The 25,041-nt window shown below is 39.2% G+C and carries 21 protein-coding genes; 14 read left to right on the top strand and 7 right to left on the bottom strand.

What is annotated here, in order from left to right; translation table 11 throughout:
* Nucleotides 1-175: 175 nt before the first annotated feature.
* Nucleotides 176-967 carry a thioesterase family protein gene (locus SANK73390_RS03480; RefSeq protein WP_462763579.1) on the top strand — a complete coding sequence of 264 codons (792 nt, stop codon included), beginning with the start codon at nt 176-178 and terminating at the stop codon, nt 965-967.
* Nucleotides 968-993: 26 nt separating this feature from the next.
* Here the strand turns inward: SANK73390_RS03480 and SANK73390_RS03475 are convergent, their stop codons facing one another.
* A complete protein-coding gene (locus SANK73390_RS03475) occupies nt 994-1,764 on the bottom strand; it encodes a substrate-binding periplasmic protein (protein ID WP_462763577.1) in 771 nt (256 codons plus the stop codon).
* A 208-nt stretch (nt 1,765-1,972) separates the two neighbouring features.
* On the opposite strand from SANK73390_RS03475, the gene SANK73390_RS03470 reads away from it, so the two are divergent.
* From SANK73390_RS03470 to SANK73390_RS03460, 3 genes are read left to right on the top strand one after another with little or no spacing between them, the layout of a single operon-like run.
* Nucleotides 1,973-3,181, top strand: coding sequence for a PqiA/YebS family transporter subunit (locus SANK73390_RS03470; RefSeq protein WP_462763575.1), 1,209 nt, complete (start codon nt 1,973-1,975; stop codon nt 3,179-3,181).
* A complete protein-coding gene (pqiB, locus tag SANK73390_RS03465; protein ID WP_462763572.1) occupies nt 3,174-4,829 on the top strand; it encodes an intermembrane transport protein PqiB in 1,656 nt (551 codons plus the stop codon). The genes SANK73390_RS03470 and pqiB overlap by 8 nt, the downstream gene beginning before the upstream one ends.
* Nucleotides 4,830-5,444 carry a PqiC family protein gene (locus SANK73390_RS03460; protein WP_462763570.1) on the top strand — a complete coding sequence of 205 codons (615 nt, stop codon included), beginning with the start codon at nt 4,830-4,832 and terminating at the stop codon, nt 5,442-5,444.
* Here SANK73390_RS03460 and SANK73390_RS03455 read toward each other — a convergent pair.
* The gene (locus SANK73390_RS03455) at nt 5,419-5,925 is read right to left on the bottom strand and encodes a GNAT family N-acetyltransferase (protein WP_462763567.1); all 507 of its coding nucleotides are present in this window, start codon (nt 5,923-5,925) and stop codon (nt 5,419-5,421) included. The genes SANK73390_RS03460 and SANK73390_RS03455 overlap by 26 nt on opposite strands.
* Nucleotides 5,926-5,982: 57 nt before the next feature.
* Complete coding sequence (locus SANK73390_RS03450; protein ID WP_462763565.1) at nt 5,983-8,871, bottom strand: insulinase family protein; 2,889 nt, start codon at nt 8,869-8,871, stop codon at nt 5,983-5,985.
* Nucleotides 8,872-8,984: 113 nt separating this feature from the next.
* Here SANK73390_RS03450 and SANK73390_RS03445 point away from each other — a divergent pair, with 113 nt between their 5' ends.
* The 3 genes from SANK73390_RS03445 (at nt 8,985) to ushA (ending at nt 11,349) form a co-directional block, all read left to right on the top strand.
* On the top strand, nt 8,985-9,410 hold the full coding sequence (locus SANK73390_RS03445) for an MAPEG family protein (protein WP_462763562.1): 426 nt from the start codon (nt 8,985-8,987) through the stop codon (nt 9,408-9,410).
* Between the two features lie 100 nt (nt 9,411-9,510).
* Entirely contained in the window at nt 9,511-9,696 is a 186-nt protein-coding gene (locus SANK73390_RS03440; RefSeq protein ID WP_462763559.1) for a hypothetical protein, read from the top strand.
* A gap of 72 nt (nt 9,697-9,768) precedes the next feature.
* The gene (ushA, locus tag SANK73390_RS03435) at nt 9,769-11,349 is read left to right on the top strand and encodes a bifunctional UDP-sugar hydrolase/5'-nucleotidase UshA (RefSeq protein WP_462763556.1); all 1,581 of its coding nucleotides are present in this window, start codon (nt 9,769-9,771) and stop codon (nt 11,347-11,349) included.
* Between the two features lie 29 nt (nt 11,350-11,378).
* Here the strand turns inward: ushA and SANK73390_RS03430 are convergent, their stop codons facing one another.
* Together SANK73390_RS03430 and SANK73390_RS03425 are read right to left on the bottom strand one after the other, a co-directional pair.
* Complete coding sequence (locus tag SANK73390_RS03430) at nt 11,379-12,305, bottom strand: hypothetical protein (protein WP_462763553.1); 927 nt, start codon at nt 12,303-12,305, stop codon at nt 11,379-11,381.
* Nucleotides 12,295-13,194 carry a PhnD/SsuA/transferrin family substrate-binding protein gene (locus SANK73390_RS03425; RefSeq protein ID WP_462763550.1) on the bottom strand — a complete coding sequence of 300 codons (900 nt, stop codon included), beginning with the start codon at nt 13,192-13,194 and terminating at the stop codon, nt 12,295-12,297. Before SANK73390_RS03425 ends, SANK73390_RS03430 begins: the two co-directional genes overlap by 11 nt.
* Before the next feature lie 220 nt (nt 13,195-13,414).
* Here SANK73390_RS03425 and SANK73390_RS03420 point away from each other — a divergent pair, with 220 nt between their 5' ends.
* From SANK73390_RS03420 to SANK73390_RS03410, 3 genes are all read left to right on the top strand, one after another.
* Complete coding sequence (locus tag SANK73390_RS03420; RefSeq protein ID WP_462763548.1) at nt 13,415-14,275, top strand: S1/P1 nuclease; 861 nt, start codon at nt 13,415-13,417, stop codon at nt 14,273-14,275.
* 28 nt (nt 14,276-14,303) lie between these two features.
* Complete coding sequence (locus tag SANK73390_RS03415; protein ID WP_462763545.1) at nt 14,304-17,402, top strand: TonB-dependent receptor; 3,099 nt, start codon at nt 14,304-14,306, stop codon at nt 17,400-17,402.
* 205 nt (nt 17,403-17,607) lie between these two features.
* Nucleotides 17,608-20,811, top strand: a complete 3,204-nt coding sequence (locus tag SANK73390_RS03410; protein WP_462763542.1) for a TonB-dependent receptor — start codon at nt 17,608-17,610, stop codon at nt 20,809-20,811.
* 773 nt (nt 20,812-21,584) lie between these two features.
* Here SANK73390_RS03410 and SANK73390_RS03405 read toward each other — a convergent pair.
* Entirely contained in the window at nt 21,585-22,016 is a 432-nt protein-coding gene (locus SANK73390_RS03405) for a MarR family winged helix-turn-helix transcriptional regulator (protein WP_462763539.1), read from the bottom strand.
* Nucleotides 22,017-22,144: 128 nt separating this feature from the next.
* Between SANK73390_RS03405 and hmgA the strand changes: the two genes are divergently transcribed.
* The gene (gene hmgA, locus SANK73390_RS03400) at nt 22,145-23,440 is read left to right on the top strand and encodes a homogentisate 1,2-dioxygenase (RefSeq protein ID WP_261591457.1); all 1,296 of its coding nucleotides are present in this window, start codon (nt 22,145-22,147) and stop codon (nt 23,438-23,440) included.
* Nucleotides 23,441-23,508: 68 nt separating this feature from the next.
* The gene (gene maiA, locus SANK73390_RS03395; protein WP_462763536.1) at nt 23,509-24,135 is read left to right on the top strand and encodes a maleylacetoacetate isomerase; all 627 of its coding nucleotides are present in this window, start codon (nt 23,509-23,511) and stop codon (nt 24,133-24,135) included.
* 2 nt (nt 24,136-24,137) lie between these two features.
* On the opposite strand, the gene SANK73390_RS03390 is transcribed toward maiA, so the two are convergent.
* On the bottom strand, nt 24,138-24,368 hold the full coding sequence (locus tag SANK73390_RS03390) for a TIGR02647 family protein (RefSeq protein ID WP_261591455.1): 231 nt from the start codon (nt 24,366-24,368) through the stop codon (nt 24,138-24,140).
* Nucleotides 24,369-24,478: 110 nt separating this feature from the next.
* Here SANK73390_RS03390 and SANK73390_RS03385 point away from each other — a divergent pair, with 110 nt between their 5' ends.
* Nucleotides 24,479-24,769, top strand: a complete 291-nt coding sequence (locus SANK73390_RS03385) for a YnjH family protein (protein ID WP_261591454.1) — start codon at nt 24,479-24,481, stop codon at nt 24,767-24,769.
* A gap of 23 nt (nt 24,770-24,792) precedes the next feature.
* The gene (locus SANK73390_RS03380) at nt 24,793-25,035 is read left to right on the top strand and encodes a VF530 family protein (protein ID WP_462763533.1); all 243 of its coding nucleotides are present in this window, start codon (nt 24,793-24,795) and stop codon (nt 25,033-25,035) included.
* The last annotated feature ends 6 nt before the right edge of the window (nt 25,036-25,041 follow it).

The following is a 25,041-nucleotide window of genomic DNA, read 5'->3' as shown; positions in this document are numbered from 1 at the left end:
CGAATTCAAGCTTAAAAGTAAAAAAAATTTGTTTTTTTACTTTTAAGCTTGTTTGAGCCATTTTTAACCAAAAAGCCAATATTTAAGCTAAGTGTATTAATTACCACACTGGTCTGACCTCACGAGCTATGCTATAACCTAATTCAATATGCACAATAAATTTTAAGAGGTTCTAATGCATTTTGAACAATTATTAATGCAAGCCACAAAGCTTGGCAAAGGCGTCATGCAGTTCCCTGCCAGTTGGTGTCAAGGCCGAACCGCATTCGGCGGCTTATCTGCTGCACTTATTTATCAGGCAATTAGGCCGCATATTAGCAACGAGCGCCGATTGCTTTCTTTAAGCACTAACTTTGTTGGCCCACTTTTATCTGAGTGCGATTTTAGTATTGAAGTGGAAATATTGCGTGAAGGTAAAAATAGCAGCCAAGTAATGGCAAAGGTGATACAAAATCAGCAGATATGCGTGATAGCACAAGCATGCTTTGGTGCCAATCGCAATTCAAACATACGCGTTGATGTTTCAAAGGAGATAACACTAGCCCCTGTTAATGAAAAACACATATTGCCTTATCAAAAAGGGGTTATGCCCGAGTTTTTCCAACATGTCGCTTTATGCCCACAACAAGGTAATATGCCATTTACAGGAGCTGACTCTTCACATTTAGGTGGCTGGATGCGATTCAAAGAGTCTCAACAGCAAATGCACGAAGCACATATTATCGCGCTGACCGATGCTTGGCCGCCAACTTTACTACAAATGTTCCAGCAACCAGCACCTGCAAGCAGCATGTCTTGGTATTTAGAATTTGTTCAAGCACCAAATCTTGCAGCTGACCAATGGCTTGGTTTTGAAGCCATTACTCATCACTGTAAAGATGGCTACGGTTTAGAGGACGGCACTATTTGGAGTAGTAATGGCCAGCTGCTTGCCTTAACACGCCAAACAGTCGCATTGTTTGACTAACTTGAGTTGGCTATGTTGTCAACTCTTTAAAACTTATGTATATCTAAATTACTGTAATCCGTACCATTATAAATCATGATGGTACGGTATTGACCACTTTTTACTAGACTTGCAAGCCCTTTATTGAACAAGTTTTTTAGCTTCTCATTGTTAAAAAAAGCAGGCCTTGGCGCTTGCGAAAATATAGGGTGTATTTGATAAGGAAAAACAGGGTTACTCTTCTCATATTGATTTAAATAATAAAGAAAGATTCGTCTTTCTAAGATAATGACATCAACCCAATTTTTCATCAAATGCTGTACTTGAGCTTCTTGATTTACGACCTCATTGTATGAGCTAAATGCCTGTTTAGCCTCTTCAAAAGGGGCATCTAAAAACCCAGCTGCATTTTGGAATGCTAAAACATTTTTACCGCTTAAACCTTTTATGGTTTCTATTATGTAATTTTTAGACGCTAAAGAAATGGCGACGTTTTGATAGCTGAGCAAACTGTCGCTTTGATAAATATGTTCTGGTGAACTGCTTGGTAAGTTAAGTGCAACATCAACATTACCATTTTTCAATTCAAGTTCAGCTCTTTTATTTGACATGTAACGAACCACAATATTGCTAATGCCCTGTTGCTTGAATGCTTGTTTTAGAATTTCCATTTGTATACCCGTATTATCATCAGGAATAACATATGGGGGCAAATATGCACTGGCAGCAACCACCACTTGATCTTGTGACCAAGATTTAGCACCACTCAAACTTGTAAAACATAAGCAACTTATAAACAAAAGTATGTTACGATTCATTCAGTCCTTCCAAAGTAGATTTTAGACTAGCCACTATAACACGCTTAAATTAAGCACAGCTTAATGAAGTTTATTGCCTATATCTACCTATTGCAGCTGTGCATAGCTTATGGTTTTAAACATCTTTCGTAAATTGACATTTGCACTGGCCTAATAATTACAGCACACTAACGTAACACCACAACTTTATGTTTTATGTGATTACCAAGTGATACTGGCATGTAAACAATGCGACAAACTAATCAATGTCGGTCATATTGGCCAACAACAGCGGGCGATATGCCCTTATTGCCGTGCCCAATTATTAAGTTGTAGGAACAACCAACAACAATGGATCAGTGCCTTTAGCATCGCATCTTTGCTATTTTTATTCTCTAGTCTATATCCCTCGTTTATATCATTTAGTCAACACGGATTAAAACAAGAAATCAGCCTGTGGGATGCCTTTCTTTTATTGGGAAGCAATTATAACTCCGTATTAGCCAGCGTATTCATATTTACAATCTTAATTATGCCACTATTGGTATGTACGATGGTGTTAATCACTCAAAGTGATATTTGGACTAAGTTAAATCCACATAATGCACGCAAAATCTCGAAGCTACTAAGCTACATTACACCACTCAATTTAGCCGACATTTTTCTTGTTGCTGTTTTAGTCAGTGCTTTTAAATTGATGGCTTATGCTGAATTAACACTCGGCCTTGGGTTTTGGTCCTACGTGTTATTTGTGTTTTGCTTTATTGAATTACTAACATTGATAGATGAAAACGAACTTTGGCAACGCCAACAAGCGCAATTTGAGCCTAAACCACTGATGTGCGGGCACAGTGCCAAATCGCAATCACTTAAACAATGCCATGTGTGTAGACAGCTTACCTCAGAGCAACACTGCCCTCGTTGCTATGCGAAAACGTACTATCGAAACCCACAAGCCAACGCCCGTGCCATGGCTTGGATGATGACGGCATTAGTGCTAATGGTGCCTGCAAACTTTTTACCTATTATGAATACAATTAACCTCGGTCAAAATACCTTTGCGACCATATTCTCTGGCATCGTTATTTTATGGCAAGATGAGTCATACCCTATCGCAATCATCATTTTTGCCGCCAGCATTTGTATTCCTATTCTAAAAGCATTGGCACTTTTTTATTTAATCATGGAGACCAAAAAGTGTACTAACCCCAAGCGCGCTAGTATTTTATATCGCTGGCTGGAGTTTATGGGTAAATGGTCAATGATTGATGTATTTGTCGTGATCATACTCGTTTCACTCGTCCAACTTGGTGGCATATTATCAGTTGAGCCACATATTGGCATCGCGTTTTTCGCTATAATGGTACTGTGTCAATTGATGGCCGTACATAGTTTTGATCCAAGAATCTTATGGGATAAATTTAATAACCATGAATGAATATGCTCACATAGAAAATAAGCCTAAGTTTTCTCTCATCTGGTTTATACCCATTATTGCCTTGTGCGTTACTCTTTGGATGTTATACCAACATCAAATCAACAAAGGCCATACTATATTTGTCAAAATGTCGAATGCTGATGGTATTGTTGCTGGCAAAACTCAAGTTATGGTTCGCAGTGTCAAAATCGGTTTAGTTCAGTCACTTCGGTTGCAAATTGACCAAAGTGCCGTTATCGCAAAAGTTCAAATTGATAATATATACGAACCCCTTCTAACTGAAGATGCCAAAATATGGGTCGTAAAACCTCGGATTGATGAATCAGGTATCTCTGGAATGAGTACCTTGTTATCAGGTGTTTACCTTGAACTAGAACCTGGAACAAGTCAGGTGCAGTCTTCGCTGTTCACGCTTCAAGACGAGCCTGCATTAATTGGTGCTGATATTGATGGTAAACGTTATAAGCTAAAAGCAAAAAATGCTGAGGTATTAGAGATTGGTACAGGCATATACTTTCGCAACTTTAAGGTAGGTCAAATAGAGTCTACCAATTTCAATATAAATAACCTAGCCATGGAATACGGAGTCTTTGTTTTCTCCCCTTATGATCAGCTTATAACCCAAAATATGATCTTTTGGGTTGCATCTGGTGTGTCAGTGAACTTATCTACACAAGGAATAGACGTCTCTACAGGTAGTTTGTCTAAGCTTATTAAAGGCGGAATATCTATCGATTACCCGCCAAATCAAGCGCCTTCTGATATTGCTATTGGCCAATCTAGTTTTACGCTGCATAAAAACTTTTCCACTGCCCTAGAGCAGCGATTTGATGATTTTGATTTTTACCTTATTGAGTTTGAGCAATCTATTCGTGGGCTCAGCCCTGGCGCACCGGTCGAATATAGAGGTATGCGCATTGGCACCGTTGAGCAAGCTCCGGCACAACTACAACGCGATGGCCAACCACTATATTTTCAACAAGGCAACACCTCTATTCCGGTATTGATACGTATCGAATACGGCCGCCTTTTTGAGAAAAGTGACTTAGCCAAAGCTTATTGGCAAAAAAATATAGAACAATGGATTAGAAATGGATTGAGAGCATCACTAAAAAGTGGCAATATGTTAACAGGTGCGGTGTATATAGAGTTAGATTTCTACCCTGATGCACCAAAAATAAACGCTATGACAACGTCGCTCTACCCAACACTACCAAGTGTATCTAGTGGTTTTACGGCACTTTCTGAGCAGGTTACTAAGCTGTTGAATAAGTTTAACGATCTGCCTTTAGATAACACATTGACACAACTTGATGGAACGTTAAAAGAATATAGGAAAACAGCAATGGAAATGAATCAATTAATTGGCTCTTTTAACCAAAATGGTACAGCAATTAAAGTAAACGAAAATTTAGATAATATAAGCACAACGCTTACACAATTAACATCTAGCTTAAAGCAATTTGAACAAACGCTAACGCATTACCAACAAGACTCCACTATGGTTGAACAACTAACCGATACCCTTGAAGAATTGGAAAACTTATCTAATACTTTAAAACCCTTTGCTAAAGGCTTAAATGAACAACCTAATATGCTTATTTTTAACAAACCAACGATAAATGACCCTGAACCTAGGAAAAAATAAATGCGTTTAATTGGGATTGCTTTAGTCGTTATTTTGCTATGTGCTTGTAGTACACCTAACAAAAGTAAAAAGAATTACTACAGTTTTGAGTTTCAGCCTAGTGAACTAAAAAACGATTCATTCACTAGTAACAGCCGGGTTCTGAAAGTAAATCAGGTCAAGGTTGTTGGAGTGAGCGACCAGCAGGGTATTGTACAGCTTTTGGACAAAAACAAAGTATCCATTGCACAGAACCATTTTTGGGCTGAAAATCCAAACTATATGCTCGATAAAACCCTGCAGCAAGCTTTGCAAAACCAGTTAATTCAATGGCAAGTAACGAGTAGCAAAGTACCATCTTCAAATAACTCAGCTTTGTTACTAAGCGTTGAGGTAAATGACTTTGCAGGACATGATGAAGTAGGGACTGTGATAAGTGGCCGATGGTATATATATGAGCAGACAAGTGAAGGAAACAAGTTATTAACTCACCATATGTTTACTCTCTCAACAGAACTTAGCAGTAATGGGTTTTCAGCGCTTGTCAACGCACTGCAAACATCTTGGCTAAATTTGGCAAACCAGATTGCCACAAAACTAACCCTATTAACTAAAAGTCCAGCCGATACAAATTAGACTCTTCCATCGACTTATCAAGCACAACTTTAGATTGAAACTTCAACCCAAGTCCAAGTAATAGTTTGATGCTAGGCTGGTTTGTAGCAGAAGTAATCGCCAGAATAGCTTCAATGTTTAGTTTATATTTCGCAAACTCAAGCAATGCCAAGCAAGCTTCTTTTGCGTAGCCGTAACCTGTGTATTGGTCGATAAATGCGTAGCCAAGATCAGGTAAATCGAAAATAGGTCTTTGATAAAACCCTGCAACCCCTATGGCTGTGCCTTCTTGTAAAGTAACAATATAGGGTGCCTTATCCCCTAACTCATAAGCATCTAAAAATGCACCCTGAATATAGTTTTGTGCATCTTCCAAAGTGTGAACTTGTTTATCAGCAATGTTATCTATAAAACTACGCTGATTTAGTAAGGCTAAAATAAAGTCAACATCTTCCATCGTTGCTTTACGAACAACAAGCCTTTTTGTGTGTAATATATTCATGCTTTAGACCTTTTTTAAAAACCAGCATGTGCTCACAAGCGCATGCTGGTTTGTTGCTTAATGCTGATAAGCAATACGTCGATAAAAATCTTCGATAGATGACAATTTAGTTTGATTTGGTAACTGCGCAAAAGGTTTATTTTTAAACTTGTGTCCACGCATTTGAACATTCAGCCGAGATGCGTTGTCATTTAGCATCGTTTGTTGATAATAAGCTTTCACATCCGCTAAAGTCACTTCTTCAAGCGCTGCAACAAGTTTATCCTTAGAGTCATAATCAAAGTTTTCTTTATACCAGTCATTTATCAGTGGCGATATTTCGTCACTTAAGTTTTTAGGGGTTTCTTTCAATGACACTATGCTGGCATTTTTTAACTGTAAAAATGTTTCATTATCAAGATCCGCAAGTACTTTGCCATATTCCTTTTTATAGCTATCAAAACGCTGTTGCATACTCTGAACATCTTTCACGGGTGTCTGTATATAAATTGCTAACGCAGAATATTCGTCTATGCTCGCTGACGTAGCTCCTACCATATATGCCAACTGCTCTTGTGTACGTAAAGTATCAAAAATATGATTGCGTAAATGCCTTACCAATACCCTTGCAGCAGCTTTTTGTATAAACCCAGGTTTAGGGTGGACCAAAACATCTATCAGTGCTACATCTGCCAAATCAATATCTTCTTGCCACACAAACGTTTCGCCTTCTTTAGGCTGCCAATACTTAACTTTAGTGTACTCGGTAACATGCAATCTATTAGGTAGAGCTTGCTTAATAACTTTTGCAACCGCTTCTAAATCACTTTGACTATAATTGCCAAAACCAAACACTCTAACTTGATTTTGCTTTAATAACTGGTTTTGGATAATGTTAAATTCATTCAACGACAAGTTTTGTGCGGTTTTGAGCAACAGATTGGGATCATAACTCCCAGATTTAACTAGGCTGCTGTATTTTCCAAACACTTGGTTCATTGGGCGCTGTTGCCCTTGGTTTATGATTGAACGACGATACCTGTCTAATGCCTGCTCGAACTCTTCTTGAGTCACTGACAATTTCAAATTTTGCATTGCTTGAGAAAGTAATTGTGGTTGTTTATCCGTAAACCCTGACACATTTAAAACCAGACCAATGTTTTGAGATAGTCTTAGTGACATACCCGCTACATTTGCTTCAGTCTGAAGCCTGCTTTGCGCAATAGCGAACAAATCAGACCAAACAGACAATGCAACATCCGCTTTGATATTTGTCATCGGCTCTGGTGAGTTAATGTATATATCTAAGTTGCCTTTTGGTTGGTGCATAAACCGCTCACTTGGCGCATGCCAAATAGTAAGACCAGGCTCATCAAATACTTTTTGAACCCCCTTGTTCGCTTGCTCTGGTGTCGTTTTTATTGCAAATTGCTCTGGTAGTAATTTATTTACACTCGGAAGTTCAAGTGCAAATTGACTGGGTATTTTCCAACTTTCTATTTCCTGTTCGGTAATATCAGTTATCTTATATTGTCCATCATAAAAATGCAGAGCACTGTCTGTTGGTTCATCTTTACTGATATACCAGACGCGCAAATGTTCGCTAGTCAGTTGTTCTAAAACACGTTCAATTGCTTCTTTATCAAATTTTGCATAATAGTAAGGTGCATTAATTGCGTGATTAATTGGGTAGTCTTGCATACTACCGGATAAATTACTCACATATCTAAATTCATCACCTTTTTCTAAGAAAAGGAACTGATTATTAAGCGAGGTTCTGATTTCATCAAAATATTTACTATCTATTCCTTCACGTTTAATCAAATTAATATATTGCATTACTGTCGCAACCACTGTTTCGCGGTTTTCCATCCCTTTATCGGTCAGTTCAATATCTACTAGCAAAGTGCCGTAATTACCATAAACATCAACAGATGAATAAGCGGCAAGTTGAGATATTAAACCCTGCTTTTTTAATACTTGAGCGGGACTTCCCTGCATTTCATTACTAATCAAATAGGTGATAAAGTAATTTGGTTTAACTGCAAATTGGTCTTGGTTATTCTCTATCGTAAAGTCAATTTTTAACTGTTTTACATCTTCATTAGATTTATAGTGAACACGCTTTTTAGCTAATTTTGTAAAGTCTATTTTTGTATTAACTTCAGGCTTCGCAATGTTTTTATTTTTTATTGTTGAAAAATGTTTATTTGCCTTACTTGCCATTTCAGCCAAAGATTCATTTGAGATCATGGCTACTTTCATTATGTTAGCGCTGTAGTAGCGGTTATAAAAATCGACGGTTTCTTTGTGTAGGTTACTGTCTTTTTTATCACTAAGCGTTTGCGTATTACCAATGATAAATCGGTTCGCTGGGTGCTCTCCTAGCATGTTTCGCGCTAGCTTATACTGCCCTGAATAATCTGACTCTTTGCGCATAGACCATTCGGCATTAACCGCATTTCGTTCTTTATCTGCGTACTCGGGATAAAGCTTAGGTGCCTTAAAGAAGTCCGAAAAACGCTCTAATGCCTCATCATAAGCATCATTATTAACTTTAAACATGTAGTTCGTGATATCAAGCCAAGTGTAAGCATTATGCGCACCACCATTTTCACTCATAAAATCAGAGTAACCATTGGTTTGAGGGAAACGCTCAGTTCCCAAAAATAACATGTGCTCCAAATAATGCGCCATACCTTGTTGCATCATTGGGTCTTGTAACATACCTACACCCACACTGAGCGCAGCGGCAGATTTTTCAATACTTGAGTCTGAAACCAAAATAACTTCAATACCGTTATCTAAAGTCATTGTCAGATAATCACGGTCATCATTTGGGCTAGTAATCAGCTTGTCACTGATCAGCGCGGTCTGTTTTGCACTGACATTACTTTTATCATTTAAATTAGTGCATGCCGTACTTATCAAAAGAGTAAATACACCAACAGCTAGAAACTTTTTCATAACCATTCCATTTTATATTTGCCTTATAATACCCATAGTCTTTACTATGGTTACAATTTGCAACCACTAAACAGAATTGATTGTAACACTCTGTAAACCAAGGACTATGTATTATGCTCATCTCACCAACATTTATTGTTATCATTTCGATGTTTGTACAAACCACTCTCACTTTTTGGATAATGATTATTATGGGTCGCAGGCGCTTTGCAGCGGCGCGTGAGGGTAACCTCAAAAAAGAAGACTTCAAAACCATGCAACTAAACCACGCACCAGAGGCGGTATTGTTAGCCAGTCGAAACTTTGAGAACCAATTTGAAGTGCCGATACTATTTTTTGTAGTGGCTCTATTAGCATTACATTTAAATAGTGCTGGTTGGTTTTTTGCCATCAGTAGCTTGTTGTTTGTAGTTACCCGCATAGCTCATAGCATTGTACATATTACTAGCAATCATATAAAAACACGCTTTAGACTGTTTTTAATTGGCTGCGGGCTTGTTTTTCTACAGTGGTTATCTCTACTGGCAACATTAATATAACCAATTGGTATTAAAAACCTTAAATATGTAACGTTTTGTTCTTTAATTAACTGTGTATTTTGTTAGCATGTAGCGCATACAAACATAGAGGATAATAATAATGAACAATGAAATGCCAATATGTGACTTTGGCCTTCATGTAGGGGAACCATATACAAGATTACCAGCTAGCTTTTTAAATTGGATGGTTGAAATAAATCACGATAAATCACAGCTAGCAAGGCAAGAATTGTTACGCCGTGAAGATGCCGTATTAGCCACTTTCAAAAACACTAAAAATTCATAATTTTATAGGTTTCTCTTTAGAGTTTTTAGTTTAAAATAGGCGCATAGTTAGTTTACCCTTATAAAGAGTTATATGCGCATTATTTTTGCGATGCTTACTTGCATCTTACTATCTTCTTGTCAGCTTTCACCTTCAGGTAGCCCCCAGTTTCTAACTGTTTTACACACCAATGATAACCATGGTCGCTTTTGGCATAACGAACAAGGCGAATATGGTATGGCTGCTCGTAAGACCTTATTAGATAACCTGCGTACTCAAGCAAAGCAAAAAGGTCATGCCGTTTTGCTATTGTCTGGGGGTGATATCAATACAGGTATACCAGAATCAGATTTACAGTTAGCCGAACCCGATTTCAAAGCAATGAGCTTGCTAGGCTATGATGCTATGGCAATCGGTAACCATGAGTTTGACAATCCCCTTAACGTACTTGAGCAACAACAAAAGTGGGCTAATTTCCCGCTACTTTCTGCAAATATTTTACATGCCGCAGACAATAGCCACGCTTATCAGCCTTACACGATTGTTAATAAGCAAGGGTTATCAATAGCTATTGTTGGTTTAACCACCACAGATACCGCCAAAATAGCTAACCCGCAGTACTTAGGCGACCTTATTTTTGTCGAGCCTGCTGCTGCGCTTAGCTCTGTTGTTGATTCACTCAAAGCTAAACATCATGTTGATGTAGTAATAGCAGTTACACATATGGGCCACTTTCATGACGCGAGTTTTGGTATAAACGCCCCTGGTGACGTAACATTGGCACGAAATATAGCGCCTAATACCATTGATATGATAATTGGTGGCCATTCTCAAGAGCCTGTTTGTATCGATGCTCAAGGTAAGCCAGATAACCAGTTTGCGCCTGGCAAAGCCTGCGCACCTGATCAACAAAACGGTGTGTGGATAATGCAAGCACATGAATGGGGAAAGTATGTTGGCAAAGCTGAGTTTAAAATTGAAAACGGTGTCAAAACACTGCTCAGTTATGAGCTAATTCCTGTCAACTTAAAAAATGCCGATGGTGAATATATCAACGATTACATTCAGCCAGACCCTGAACTAAAGGCTTTTTTAAAACCATACCAAACGTTTGGAGAGCAAAAGCTCAAAGGTAGTGTTGGCTATGTTGATGGTTACCTAGATGGAAAACGTTCAACAGTACGTTTTAAACAAAGTAACTTGGCGACTTTAATTATCAAAGCGCAAATGAGCTCGGTCGATGCAGATTTTGGCATCATAAGCGGTGGTGGTATTCGCCACAGCATTGATACTGGTGAAGTGAGTTATAAAGACGTTTTAAAAGTACACCCATTTAAAAATCGTATTACTGTAATGCAATGGAGCGGCGCTGACTTATATGACTATTTAAATATTGTCGCCCGCTTCCCCCCAGATTCAGGTGCTTATTTACAATATCATAAACTCTCATTTGACATAATCGATGGGGAATTAAGTAATATTATGATAAATAATGAACCACTGAACTTAAATGCTCGCTATCGTATGAGTATCAATAGCTACAATGCAGCAGGTGGCGATGGCTACCCTAACCTATCATCTTTAGAGGGCTTTAAGCCAACCAGCATGACTGACGCTGACGTACTAAAAGCCTATTTACAAAAATACTCACCTATTAAAGTCAATTCACTTTAATTTAAGGGAGGCGTTTATAGCCTCCCTAACTACTTTCCTATTACTTGAACATCATCAAAGCTAATTTCAGATAACCCATAGCTGTGTAATTTAGAACGAGACCCTTCTCCATATGCTTTTGGAGGATAATACTTAGCTTTTAAATCGGGATGCCCTGCCAAAGTTTCATCCAATGCAGCGCGTATTTCACTTAGGGTTTTTTCTAAGCTGTTAGAGAAGTTTGGTTTCTTCCTAACGGTATGCCCTAGCACCGTTAAACGCTCAAAATACCTATTTGCAATTATTAATAGCGCCTCGGGCGCTTCTTTATTTGGGTTTAATACAACATCTGCATTTTTATCACAAAACTCTACCAGTGCAATGTAAAAACACAGCGGCTTGTTCGCAAGCTGGGTCTGTTGCGACTCATTATTGCTTAAGTGGATGCATTTAGTGTGTAGGTTAACAACTAGCTTAGGCTTATGTAGCTCAGTGCTAATTGGCTGTTCTTTAGAGTGTTGGCGATTTAAAATAAAGGTCCTAATGAACAATACCCACGCCATAATTGCGAAGGTAACAGGTACAATATAGCTTATCCAACTGTGTTGGGTGTTTATATCATAAAGCAGTGCAACATTCTTATGTGCTGATTTTAATAAATAGGCATTTTCTCGGGGTGCTTTGTTTGTACTTCCTACGCTAACAATATCAAGCACAGTAATACGAGACTTATTCAGTTGGAGCTTATCATTAATTTCTAATATATATTTAGCGGTTCTTTTTTTATCGCCACTATAATTAAATAAAGGATCTGCAATTGGCAACATCTCTAGGTCTAATGCGACTCTCGCAGCCAACGTTCTCAAATCCAATTTTGCATCTCGCTTAATAAGCAAACTTTGTGAAAAGCTGAATAATAAGCAAAATATTACAACCAGTAATATTAAGCTGAACAATAGGCGCTGCTTATTCTTCACTTGCTTTACCTTCAATTAAGCCATAGGGCACGGATTCACATTGCCAGTAGTGATTTAAACCACTGAAATAATTAGATTGCATTTTATTTACTACATCGCTAATCGTATTTTGTAATGCACAGGCTAAATCGGTGTTTTCATCAACCATTTTGAGATACCACTTACTCCCTGTTACATTGTCTGCAATTGGAGTAATATAGTTTTGCGAAAACCGCTGCTGATCGCGCTCTTGCCAATAAGAGGCAATGATATCTACGTCACCTTTAGACAGTAACTCTCTAAGCGCACTGTGAGAGCTTGCATAAACCACGTTCAGCGTTGATAAATCTATATCTAAGCGCTTAAACACTTGTTTAGGCAAAATATGACCTGATCGACTAGTTGGGTAATCGACTAAGCCAATGGTTTTATCGAGAAAATATGCTTTCTCAATCTTCGGTTTCTCTCTGGATGAAATAAAAAACGCGGTGTAACTTGGATAGCCTATTAATGGCATGTAATGTTGGGTAGACTCTGCCATCATCGCTTCCATCACGTTATCTTTGCTTAAAATCAAATCAGCAATACCTTTGGCTAAAAACTCTATTTGTCCAGCAAGGCTTCCACCCCAGTATATTTCCACCGAGTCATATTGCTTAGCCAATACATTGTTATCACACAATGTATCATAAAGTTTTTTAGCTAGCCCCTGCAGCGGGACATGTACTCTAAAGACCCTTAAGTTTGATTCGCGATTAATTTTACATGTATACGAATAGGCACTTACAGGTGAAAGCTTATTTAATTCACTGTTAACCAGTACATTGGGCGATGCCCAGGTAAATATCAACAAGAGTAAAAACACTACAAAGAATGTCGTTTTTTTATGCAAAATATAGATATTATTCAAAACTCAACGCTTCTTGTTCTATAAACCCCTCCATTACAACAATTTTCCTTACTTATTACAATGGGTAATTTTACTTAATCAATATAAGCTATTGTTTAATATAATTTATTAACAAGAAATTATGAATACCATTGACTCCTTTTGTTTTGTTGAAAAACACGGACAATTGACCTTATTGAAATAGCGATTGCCTATCGCATTTTACGCAGAGTAAAAAGTCATGTTAACAAAAAATATATCTAACTTGCTGATCGCCACGGCGATTGTTACCTCATCACAAGTACTCGCTTGGGGCCAAAACGGCCACCGAATAGTTGGCGAATTAGCAACGCAGCACCTTACTTCTACTACCGCCCACGCACTAAAGCCATTATTAGAAGGCGATTCACTTGCTGAAGTATCAACTTGGGCGGACGAAATGCGCTCTAACAAAAGTACTTTTTGGAAAAAGAAGTCATCTAAATGGCACTATATAAATATAAAAGACGCTGACAACATGCATCAGCATGTTCATCACAATATTTCTTCAAAAGAGCAAGTGAAGAACATTCTTGATGGCATTTATTATGGTATTAATACCCTAGAATCTGAAAAAACATCGGTAGACGAAAAGCGCTTTGCGCTGCGTTTTTTAGTTCACCTTGTTGGCGACAGCCACCAACCTTTTCATGCTGGCCGCGCTGATGACCACGGTGGTAATAAAATTAGCGTCACATTCTTCGGTGATAAAACTAACTTACATAGTACATGGGATACTCGCTTAATTGAAAATGAGCGACTTTCTTACAGTGAGTTTACAAGTTTCATAAAAACGTCAAATAAAGCTATTATACAAGAGTACTTAGACAGTGAACCTGCAGATTGGTTGCTGGAATCACATAATATTTCTGAAAAAATTTATAACTTAAATGAAACTGAAATAAGTTACGGGTACATTTACAAATATATGCCAACAGTCAAAACCCGCCTACAACAAAGTGGGATTAGATTAGCTGGTTTATTGAATCAAATTTTTGATAAAAACGCGCAGCCACTCAAAGAAGCGCTAAAGACTTCTAAAACTGCGACATTAAAAAACTAGTAAGTTCTAATAAACGGGAAACAACATAATGAAAACTCTTTTGCGCAAAACCTCGCTATCACTTGCAATCGCAGCAAATATAGCAACAAGTGGGGCTGCATTTGCAAATGACACGGCGTCAGGCCTTAAAGGCCAAGTCGTTGGCCCTATGGGTAATGCAGCAGCAGGCACGAAAGTTACAATTATTCACACCCCTTCAGGTTCTGTAAAAACAACTCTAGTTAATGAAAGTGGTACTTTTTCTGCAAAAGGCCTACGTGTCGGTGGCCCTTACCAAATTATCGTTGATTCTGATAAATATGAAGACACAATGGTTGAAGATATTTACCTTTCATTAGGTAAAACATACCCTTTGTCGGTACAGCTAAAGTCTCAGCAAAACATGGAGCAGATTGTTGTAACAGGTCGCCCAATGACCATGCAATCTGGCGGCACAGGCCCTGCAACGCATTTTTCTCTAGCAGATCTTCAAGACATGCCTGCAATTAACCGTGATATCAAAGACATTGTACGTACTGACCCGCGGATTTATATTGACGAAAGTGACGCTGGTGCAATTCAATGTGCTGGTGGTAACCCTCGCTTCAACAGCTTAACTGTTGATGGTATGCGCATGAACGACAACTTTGGCCTCAATAGCAACGGTTATCCAACAGAACGTATCCCGTTTTCTTTTGACTCTATTGCACAAGTAGCCGTTGAGCTAGCCCCATTTGACGTGCAATACGGCGGTTTTACGTCATGTAACATCAACGCGGTAACAAAGTCTGGTACTAATGAATTAACTGGTGGCGTGTTCTTCGATTACACCAATGATTCGCTTGTGGGTGACAAAATCGATGGTGAACCGCAGCCAACTGGTAACTATAGCGAAAAACGTTATGGCTATAACTTTGGCATGCCTCTGATCAAAGATACCTTGTTCCTATTTACGAGCTATGAAAAATTAGAAGGCTCGCAAATCTTCGCTTATACCCCATATGCAAATGGTAAGATCAGTAAAACAGCGATTGATGAAATCATTACGATTACAAAGGACGCATATGGTTATGATGCGGGCTCTATGGTACCTAGCATGCCCGTTGAAGATGAGAAAATTCTTGTGAAACTTGATTGGAATATCAACAATGATCACAGAGCAAGCTTTGTATACAACTACAACGATGGTTTTTCACTAAATCAATCTGACGCCGATTCAGACGAACTCGCATTATCAAATCACGTTTTTGAGCGTGGTGCCGAGCTGCAGTCTTTTGTGACTTCTATATACTCTGACTGGAACGATGTATTTACGACTGAAGTACGTCTTGGCTACTCAGAGCTAGATAACCGTCAAACCTCTTTAGATAGAGCATCTGGATTCGGTGAGTTCCAAGTAGATGTTGATGATATCACTGTTTACATCGGACCTGATGATTCGCGTCAAGCGAACAAATTGAAGTACGATAACCTATCGCTTAAGCTCGCAGGTACCTACTACCTTGACGACCATGAACTTTATTTTGGCTACGAGCGTGAAGAACTAGATGTGTTCAATATGTTCGTACAGCATAACGAAGGTGAGCACCGTTTTGGGAGCATAGAAGACCTACGTAACGGTGTTGCACGTGTTTATTATGGTAATGCGTCATCTCACAACCCAAAAGATGCAGCGGGTGAATTTAAGTACGCATTAAATACTTTTTACTTCCAAGATAAGTTCGACTTAATCGACTACGACATGACGATTACTGCAGGCCTTCGTTATGATAAATACACCAGTGATGATGTGCCAGCCTACAATGCAAATTTTGACAGTCGCTATGGTTTTTCAAACCAGCAAAACCTAGACGGTGTTGATTTACTACAGCCGCGTTTAGGTGTTAACTGGGTGTTTAACGACCAATTAGAACTGCGTGGCGGTATTGGCTTGTACTCAGGCGGTAACCCAAACGTTTGGATCTCAAACAGCTATTCAAACGATGGTGTACGTAATATTCAAGACAACACGCGTGGCTTACAATTACTTGGTCCTGACGCAGTTGCCTTTGTAGATGGTGGCAAACCCGGCTATGCAATTCCGCAATCGTTATACGATAGCATTGGTGCTGGCGGTGTTGATGATAGTACCAACGTAACTGATCCAAACTTTGAAATTCCATCAGAATGGAAGTTTTCTTTGGGTGCAACATACGTTACGGAGTCTGACTACGTATTTACAGCAGATTATCTATATACCGATAAACAAGACTCAGCACTTGTTAAAAACCTTGCACTAGCGTCAAACGAAACCGCACCTGACAGACGTCCAATTTATAACGACGACATTCACTCACGTGAGTCAGATTTAATGCTTACTAATGTGAAAGGTGATGACGGCTATAGCCATGTATTGTCGTTTGGTATGAATAAGTCATTTGATAACGGCATTGACCTTGCACTCTCATATGCATACACCGTTGCACAAGACGTACACCCAATGGACAGTTCAGTCGCGTTCTCAAATTTCCATGGAATCGCCACTTCAGATCCACAAAACCCAAGTCGTTCAGTATCTGACTATGAAGTGCCTCACCGCGCGACAATGACACTTGCTTATAACACAGAGTTATTTGATGGCCTAGACACTAAGTTCAGCTTATTCGGTCAAGCAAGCGTAACAAACCCGTATTCATATACATTTGCAGGTCAACGCTCTAGCATGTTTGGCTATGCGGACAGAAACCGTGATTTGCTATACGTACCGGATGCTGATGCAAGCAACGTAGTATATGGCGATGACTTTGACAAAGCAGCTTTCGATGCTTGGGTTGTGCGCGAAGGCTTAGCACGTGGTCACATTCAAGGCCGTAACTCGCAAGATGGCGAGTGGTGGGTTACGTTTGACCTTAAAGTTGAGCAAGAATTTGGCGGTTTTGCTGAAGGTCACAAAGGGTCAGCGTTCTTCGTGATTAAAAACGTAGGCAACTTATTAAATGATAATTGGGGTACGCTAGAAAAAGGCAACTCTATGCAAAATGCAGTAACAGCTTCAATCAACGATAACGGTCAATACGTATTCGAGAAGTTTAATAATCCATCAGGTACTGACTTTGAGATCAAACCATCGTTATACGAAATTCGCTTTGGTGTTAAATATAACTTCTAAGCAGTAATTCCTATCGATTGATTTTATAAACATATAAGTCAACACAGTTAGCCTTCAAGGAAGGCTAACTGTGTTTTGGTGTAATTAAAAATCATATTGACTGGCAAACTTTTTATTATGGCTCAATGAACTTTGTACATGGATGCGGTAATTAAGCTTTATTTATTTTAAATTGAAACAACCTAAACACACGGGAAACAACACAATGAGAAACGTTCGCTTAACCAAAGTGGCCGGCGCTTTAGCAATCGCTCTTGGCGTATCAGCAAGTGCATTTGCTGCTGACACTTCATCTGCAATGCGCGGTAAAATCACCACACCAACTGGCGATGCCGCTGCTAACGTTAAAGTTACAGTTATTCACGAACCAACGGGCACAATCAGTACTTTTAAAACGAATGACTCTGGTGCGTTCATTGCAAAAGGTTTACGCGTTGGCGGTCCTTATCGCGTCGTACTAGACTCAGATAAATATACAGATGCTCAATTAGATAATATCTTCCTTGAGCTTGGTGATACTCACCGCATCATTAACCAGCTTCAGCCACTACAACAAGTAGAAAAAATTGAAGTTACAGGTTATAAAATCGTACAACAAGCTGGCGGTTCAAACAGCGTATTTGGCGCTGAAACCATTGAAAATGCACCAAGCTTTAACAACGATATTAAAGATGTGGCTCGTATCAATCCATTAGCAAGCATTAATGGTGATGGCGAACTAACCATTGCTGGTAACAACCCACGTAGTAACAACTTAACCGTTGATGGAATCGGCCAAAACGATGATTTTGGTCTTTCGAAGAAAGGTTACCCTACTCTACAGCCACCTGTAGCATTGGATGCAATCGAGCAGATTTCTGTAGACGCTTCACCTTTCTCTGCTAAAAAAGGTAATTTTGGTGGTGGTACTATCAATGCTGTAACCAAATCAGGTTCTAACGAATATACCTTCACTGGCTTTTATGAGCACAGCTCACCAAGTCTTGGCGGCAAAGTAGAAAATATAGAGCAATTTTTTGATGGTCGCGATCCTGTATTAGATGAAGACGGACACAGAACATACTCATCTAACAAAGTAGAGACTGAAGTAACTGAGAAACGCCTTGGTTTCAGTACCGGTGGTGCGATCATCGAAGATGAATTATTCTACTTCGTTAACTACAATGCTTGGGAAAAAGAAAAATCGTTGGGTTACGGTTTTGCTGGCGCAGAGAAAGAGTTTGTCGCAAGCAAAGAAGACTACGATACGTTTATCAATACGCTTAACAACGTATATGGCCTTGAAGATTCTTTAGGTAGCGACCCTGAAGATAGCAGCGATAGCATTCTTGTTAAATTAAGTTGGAACATCAACGATGCACACCGTGCAGACTTCACGTACCAATGGCAAAACGAAGAAGAAGCGCGAGATTTTCAAGACGGTGTAGCAACCGTACAAATGAACTCAAGCCTTTTCACAATGACAACTAAGTTCAACAACTTTGCAACTAAGATATACTCTGATTGGTCTGATGACTTTACCACTGAGTTTGGTCTAGCGTACAAAGATGTAAGCAACACAAGTGTTACAAACTCAGATTTAGGCGCAATTGAGGTTTACCTTGAAGGCGGCCGTGGCCCTGGTTTCCAATTTGGCGCAACCGAGTTCCGTCACAATAACATTGGTGAAACTGAAACGTTAGAAATGACGTTTGACGCTACTTACCTACTCGGCGAGCACGAACTGGGCTTTGGCGTTCAATATAAAGATTTGCGCCTATATAATCTATTTGCTGAAAACTCTCGCGGTTCTTGGACATTTGCAAGCTTAGAAGACTTTGCAAATAAAAAGCTACATTTAAACCGTGATAACTACCAGTTCACTTATGGTAATGCATATACCAACAATGCCAACGACATGGCTTACGACTCTACGCGTAACCAGTTTGCACTCTATGTTGAAGATAAATTTTATCCAACGGATGATTTAGAAGTAACTGCAGGTCTTCGTTATGAACGTTTATCATCAAGTGATGAAGCTAAACTTAATCAAAACTTCTTAAATACCTATGGCTACACTAACCAAGAAAACCTTGATGGGTTAGATATCATTTTACCGCGTATTGGCTTTAAGTATTATGCCACTGAGTCTTTGACAATTAACGGCGGTATTGGGCGTTTTCAAGGCGGTATTCCAAATGTGTGGTACAACGCATCATTCCAAAATGATGGTATTACCTATGTAACTGCACCACAAAATGCAATTAATGATTACTTTGCAAGTGTTGAGCAAGTAGACATAACGCGTGTACCAGATGAAATCAAAAATTCATTAGTACAAGGTGCTGGTAGCACAAACTACACCGACCCTAACTTTGAGCTTCCTTCAAGTGTTCGTGCACAAGTTGGCTTTGAGTACGAGTTTGATTCAGAGTTACTCGGCGATGGCTTTAAGTGGACGGCAGAGCTTGCCTATCATAAAAAAGAAAACGAAGCTGTATGGCGTAATACGGCTATTAAGCCAGTGGGCACATCAGCAACGGGCCGTACTATTTATGACAGCATTTATGAAGGCGATTTAAAAGATAACTTCGATATCATGATGACTAATGCTGATGAGAATGGACGTTCAATCATCTTCAGCACATCACTTGCCAAAGAGTGGGACAATGGCCTATACGTTTCAACAAGCTATACACATCAAGATGTTGAAGACGTAAACCCAGGTAGCTCATCACGAGCACAAAGTAACTACCAATATGCCACTGTACACAGCCGCAATGTTGATTTAGTTGGCCGTGGTCACTACGAAGTTGAGCATAACTTTAAGATTACCATGAGCTATAAGACTGAGTTCTTCGATGGTTATGCCTCTAAGTTCAATGTATTCTTTGAGCGTCGCTCAGGTCGCCCATTTAGCTACACAATGGGTCAATTTCGTGATAGTGACTTAGGTGATACACGTGACTTTAATAGCTCTACAGCCTACTTAGCGTATATTCCAACCGGTGCTGACGATACTAACGTTAACTGGGCGGAATCAAAGCTATCTTGGGCAGAACTTGAAACCTTATTAAACCGTGCAGGTATCTCTGAGCGTGGCCAGCTGTTAGACCGTAACACAGGCACACAACCTTGGGTAACTACAATGGATGTAAGCTTTAAGCAAGAGATCCCTGGTTTTTATAAAGATCACAAAGGTGAGTTTTACGTAATGGTTGAAAACTTCGCTAATTTACTCAATAGCGATTGGGGTGTAGAGAAAAAGCTTCGTTATTCAGACCAAGCCGTTTACGACTTTGGTGGCCTTGACGATGATGGCAAGCTAATCATCGAACCTCGCTATAATGGTGCTGACGTTCGTAACTACACCGAAGTTACCGATTCTTCAGCGTGGAGAGCTAAAATCGGTATTCGTTATACATTCTAATCTCAATTTAATTGGTGTATAAATTAAAGGGCCAGCATCATGTTGGCCTTTTTGCTCAAATCATAGCTATCGTTATAAGCTCAATGAGTTAGGAAGAATACGTTACAACAAAAGCCTTGAAGAGTAATTAACCAATATTATATGTTTTTCAAGTCTGTAAAATATGGATGCACAAGGAATTGGCTTTTTCTTAATACAAGCGTGACTTTTGAACTTGAACAGTTCGTACACGTATTAAAATAAACCATGCAATAGTGTTTAAGATGAAGCTTATAAGGAATTATGATGAACTATTACGCAAACAAAATTGCATATTTTTCTCTATTATTTTCACTAACATTTATTTTGGCTATTGATTTGACTTTAACGCCATTCATGGGAAGTGGCATAAATTATCAAAGGTCTTCAGAACTATTTTCTATCAGCTTCCCGTTCCTATTTAACTGTGCAGGCGCGATGTGTTTAGCAATGATATTAGCTGGAAGTTTAAAAGCCTCAAACCTAAGTTACAAAAAGTATATAAATAGCTGCTCAATAGTGATTGTGACTTATTCAATTATTACCTCTGTAATTTTTGCATTCGGATTAAGAGGGAAAATTGAAGGTTTTTCACTTGCAAGTTTTTGGCACGAATACTCACCGCTAAGTAGCCTTTACCTGAACTTTTTGCTTGCAATTTTACTCTATTGGATCTTTAAATTAAAAAAATAAAGCACGCAACAATGAAAGGCCAACTCTAATAAATATACATGATAGTGTTGGCTCCTCATTTATTATCTTTCTATCTGCTGCTCTATTTTATCCATTACTCTGCTTAGCAATGCTCGTTCCTCTTTACTCAATTGCGTTAACAACTCTTCTTCCCATGCTAGCGCTTTTGGCGATAACTGCGCATATAACGCTTCACCTTCTTTGGTTAAGCTCAGTTGCTTTGCTCTTTTATCATTTGGGTCTGCGCACAGTTCGATCCAGTTTTTATCCGTTAGCTGTTTAACCGCACGCGACATGGTTGATTTATCTATTTCGGCTAAATCACACAGCCGCTTTGCAGAGCAGCTTTCTTGCTGAGCTAAATGGGCTATCACACGCCACTGTGGCACGGTTAACCCTGCTTCTGCAAAATACACCTCAGAAAATGCACTGCTTACTTTGTTTGCTAGTTTTACTAACCGATAAGGTAAAAATTCATCTATTTTTAATGACATCTCGCTCAACTCTTGGCCACGTTCTCATGCATGCGTAAAAAATTATATACAAAACTAATAGCTAAAGACACTTGATAATACTCTCACATGAGAGTAAATTAACAGCATCTACTAAGGAGCTAAAGAATATGAGCAACGAATTTCAATATCTAACAGGCTTTGGTAACGAGTTTGAAACCGAAGCATTACCGGGTGCTTTACCGATTGGTCAATTTTCACCACAAAAAGTAAAGTACGACCTATACGCTGAGCAATATAATACCACCGCATTTACTGCACCACGTGACGAGAACCGCAGAAACTGGTTTTATCGCATTCGCCCCTCTGTTGTGCAAGGCGATTACCAAGCGATGGACAATGGCTTGTTGCGTACAGCGCCTATTACTGAAGTGCCAACACCACCTACCATGTTACGTTGGAACCCAATTGATATTCCAGCCGAAAAAACTGACTTTGTTGATGGTTTAGTCACTATGGCAGCGAACGGCAGTGCCAATGGTCAAGCAGGTATTGGTATTCACGTATACGTTGCAAATGCTTCTATGGATGGTCGTTACTTCTACAATGCTGATGGTGAGTTGCTATTCGTACCACAACAAGGTGAGCTAGTCCTTCACACTGAGTGCGGTAAGCTTGCCATTCGCCCGGGCGAAATCGCAGTTATCCCTCGTGGTATTAAGTTCTCTGTTGAACTGATTAGTGAGCAAGTGCGTGGCTATATCTGTGAAAATTATGGTAACCCATTAATTTTACCTGAGCGCGGCCCTGTAGGCGCAAATGGTTATACTAACGAGCGTGACTTCCAATACCCTGTTGCGGCATTTGAAGACAAAGAAGGCGATTTTGAGTTAGTAGCTAAATTTAACGGTAATCTATTTTGCTGCGATATTGGCCACTCACCACTTGATGTAGTTGCATGGACAGGTAACAGTGCTCCATACAAGTATGACTTAGCACGTTTTAATGTGATGAATACAGTAAGTTTTGACCACCCAGATCCGTCAATTTTTACCGTTCTGACCTCACCATCAGGCACGCCAGGTGTAGCAAACGTAGACTTTGTTATCTTCCCACCGCGCTGGATGGTAGCTGAGAATACTTTCCGTCCGCCTTATTATCACCGTAATATTATGAGTGAGTTCATGGGCTTAATTGAAGGCGTATACGATGCTAAAGAGCATGGCTTTGTACCGGGTGGCATGAGTTTACACAACTGTATGTCTCCACACGGCCCTGAAGCGGATGTATTCGAGAAAGCGTCCAATGCTGAGCTTGAACCACAACGCTACGAAAACACCTTGGCGTTTATGTTTGAATCTCGCTATGTGATTTCGCCAACTAAGTACGCACTTGAAGGTAAAGAGCGTCAACCAAACTATTTAGATTGCTGGAAAGGTATTAAAAAATACTATAAAGGCGCGTAAGCTGTAAAAACGTAACTTATATAAGGCACTCTATGGGGTGCCTTTTGTCGTGATTAAGGAATAACAAAATGAAATTATATACTTATTTTCGCTCGTCTGCGGCGTACCGTGTGCGTATCGCGCTAAACCTAAAAAATATCTCGCACGAATTAATCGGTGTTAACTTATTAAAGTCTGAACAACAAAGCGAAAGCTACAATAGCAAAAATCCACAAGGGCTATTACCAGCACTTGAAACCGAGCAAGGCGTGTTAGCACAATCTTTGGCTATTTTAGAGTGGTTAGAAGAAACACATACAGACACACCACTTTTACCAAGCGATCCTTGGCAAAAAGCACAGGTACGCAACTTTTGTTATGCCATAGCTTGTGACATTCACCCAATCGATAACCTTCGTGTCTTAAAATATTTAAGTCAAGAATTGAGTGTAGATGATGAGCAAAAAAACACTTGGTATCGCCATTGGGTTATTGAAGGATTTAAAAAACTTGAGCTTATGTTAGGTGATAGTAAGTTTTGTTTTGGTAATACACCGACTCTAGCCGATGCATGTTTAGTGCCCCAAGTATTCAATGCAATTAGATTTAAAGTAGATATGACAGCATATCCAAAAATAGCTGCTATTTATGAACGCTGCAATGAATTAGCGGCATTCAAAGATGCCGCACCAGAAAACCAACCTGACGCACAGTAGAGTTATTGTAAAGCACAATGAACTTGATCTAAATGTGAAATCAAGTCTAATCCCAGATCGGTGAGATACCCACCATCTGGGCTATCAATGATACCTTTATCAAAAAGCCTTTGCGCCGCATCTCGTAAATTTTGCTCCGCACTGCTGTGTATTTTTATGCCTTGATGCATACTCGTTCTTGGAAATTTGGCCAACAAAGTAAGCTCAGCCATCATATCTTGATCAAACGCCATTGCGATCCCCTTATTTTCTTTTAATCTTGTTATAGTTACCGATATAGTGTTTACATAGCGCAATTAAAGCTGCGTTATTTTATAGATTAGCCAACTCTGGGAGTTATGCCATGAAATCACTTGTTTATATATACTTAACTGCTTTATTTTTAACAGCAACTTGCACCTTTGCAGTTGATTCGCATCATGAAAAAGTGACTTTATTAGAAACTCCACAAAGGGTGTGTTGGTATCAAGGTGCACAATACAGCGAGGGCGCACTTATCAAGCAGTTCGATCTGCTTTTTATTTGTAGTCACAAATATGAAAATCAGCCACAAAGCCAATTAGTTTGGCAAAGAGCAAATGAACAAGGACGACCCATCAGGCTAGACCCAGTAAAGACAATCAGGGTAAAATAACGCTTTTGCGTTTGAGTAATTTCATGACACAACAGCCAAACAACCCACTACATGGTGTAAAACTAGAAGACATTATCATAAAGCTAGAGCAAGAACTTGGCTTCCAAGCAATGGGAGAAATAATCAACGTTCGCTGTTTTACACATGATCCCAGTGTTAAATCAAGCTTAAGGTTTCTTCGAAAAACCCCGTGGGCAAGAGAAAAGGTAGAACAGCTTTATCTAGATACATTTCATAGTTTTGTTTGGCCCACTTTAAAAAAGTAGCATAAG

Source organism: Pseudoalteromonas sp. SANK 73390 (genome assembly GCF_054966645.1).
The sequence above is the reverse complement of the archived record's forward strand: the minus strand, read 5'-3'. Positions and strand labels throughout refer to the sequence as shown.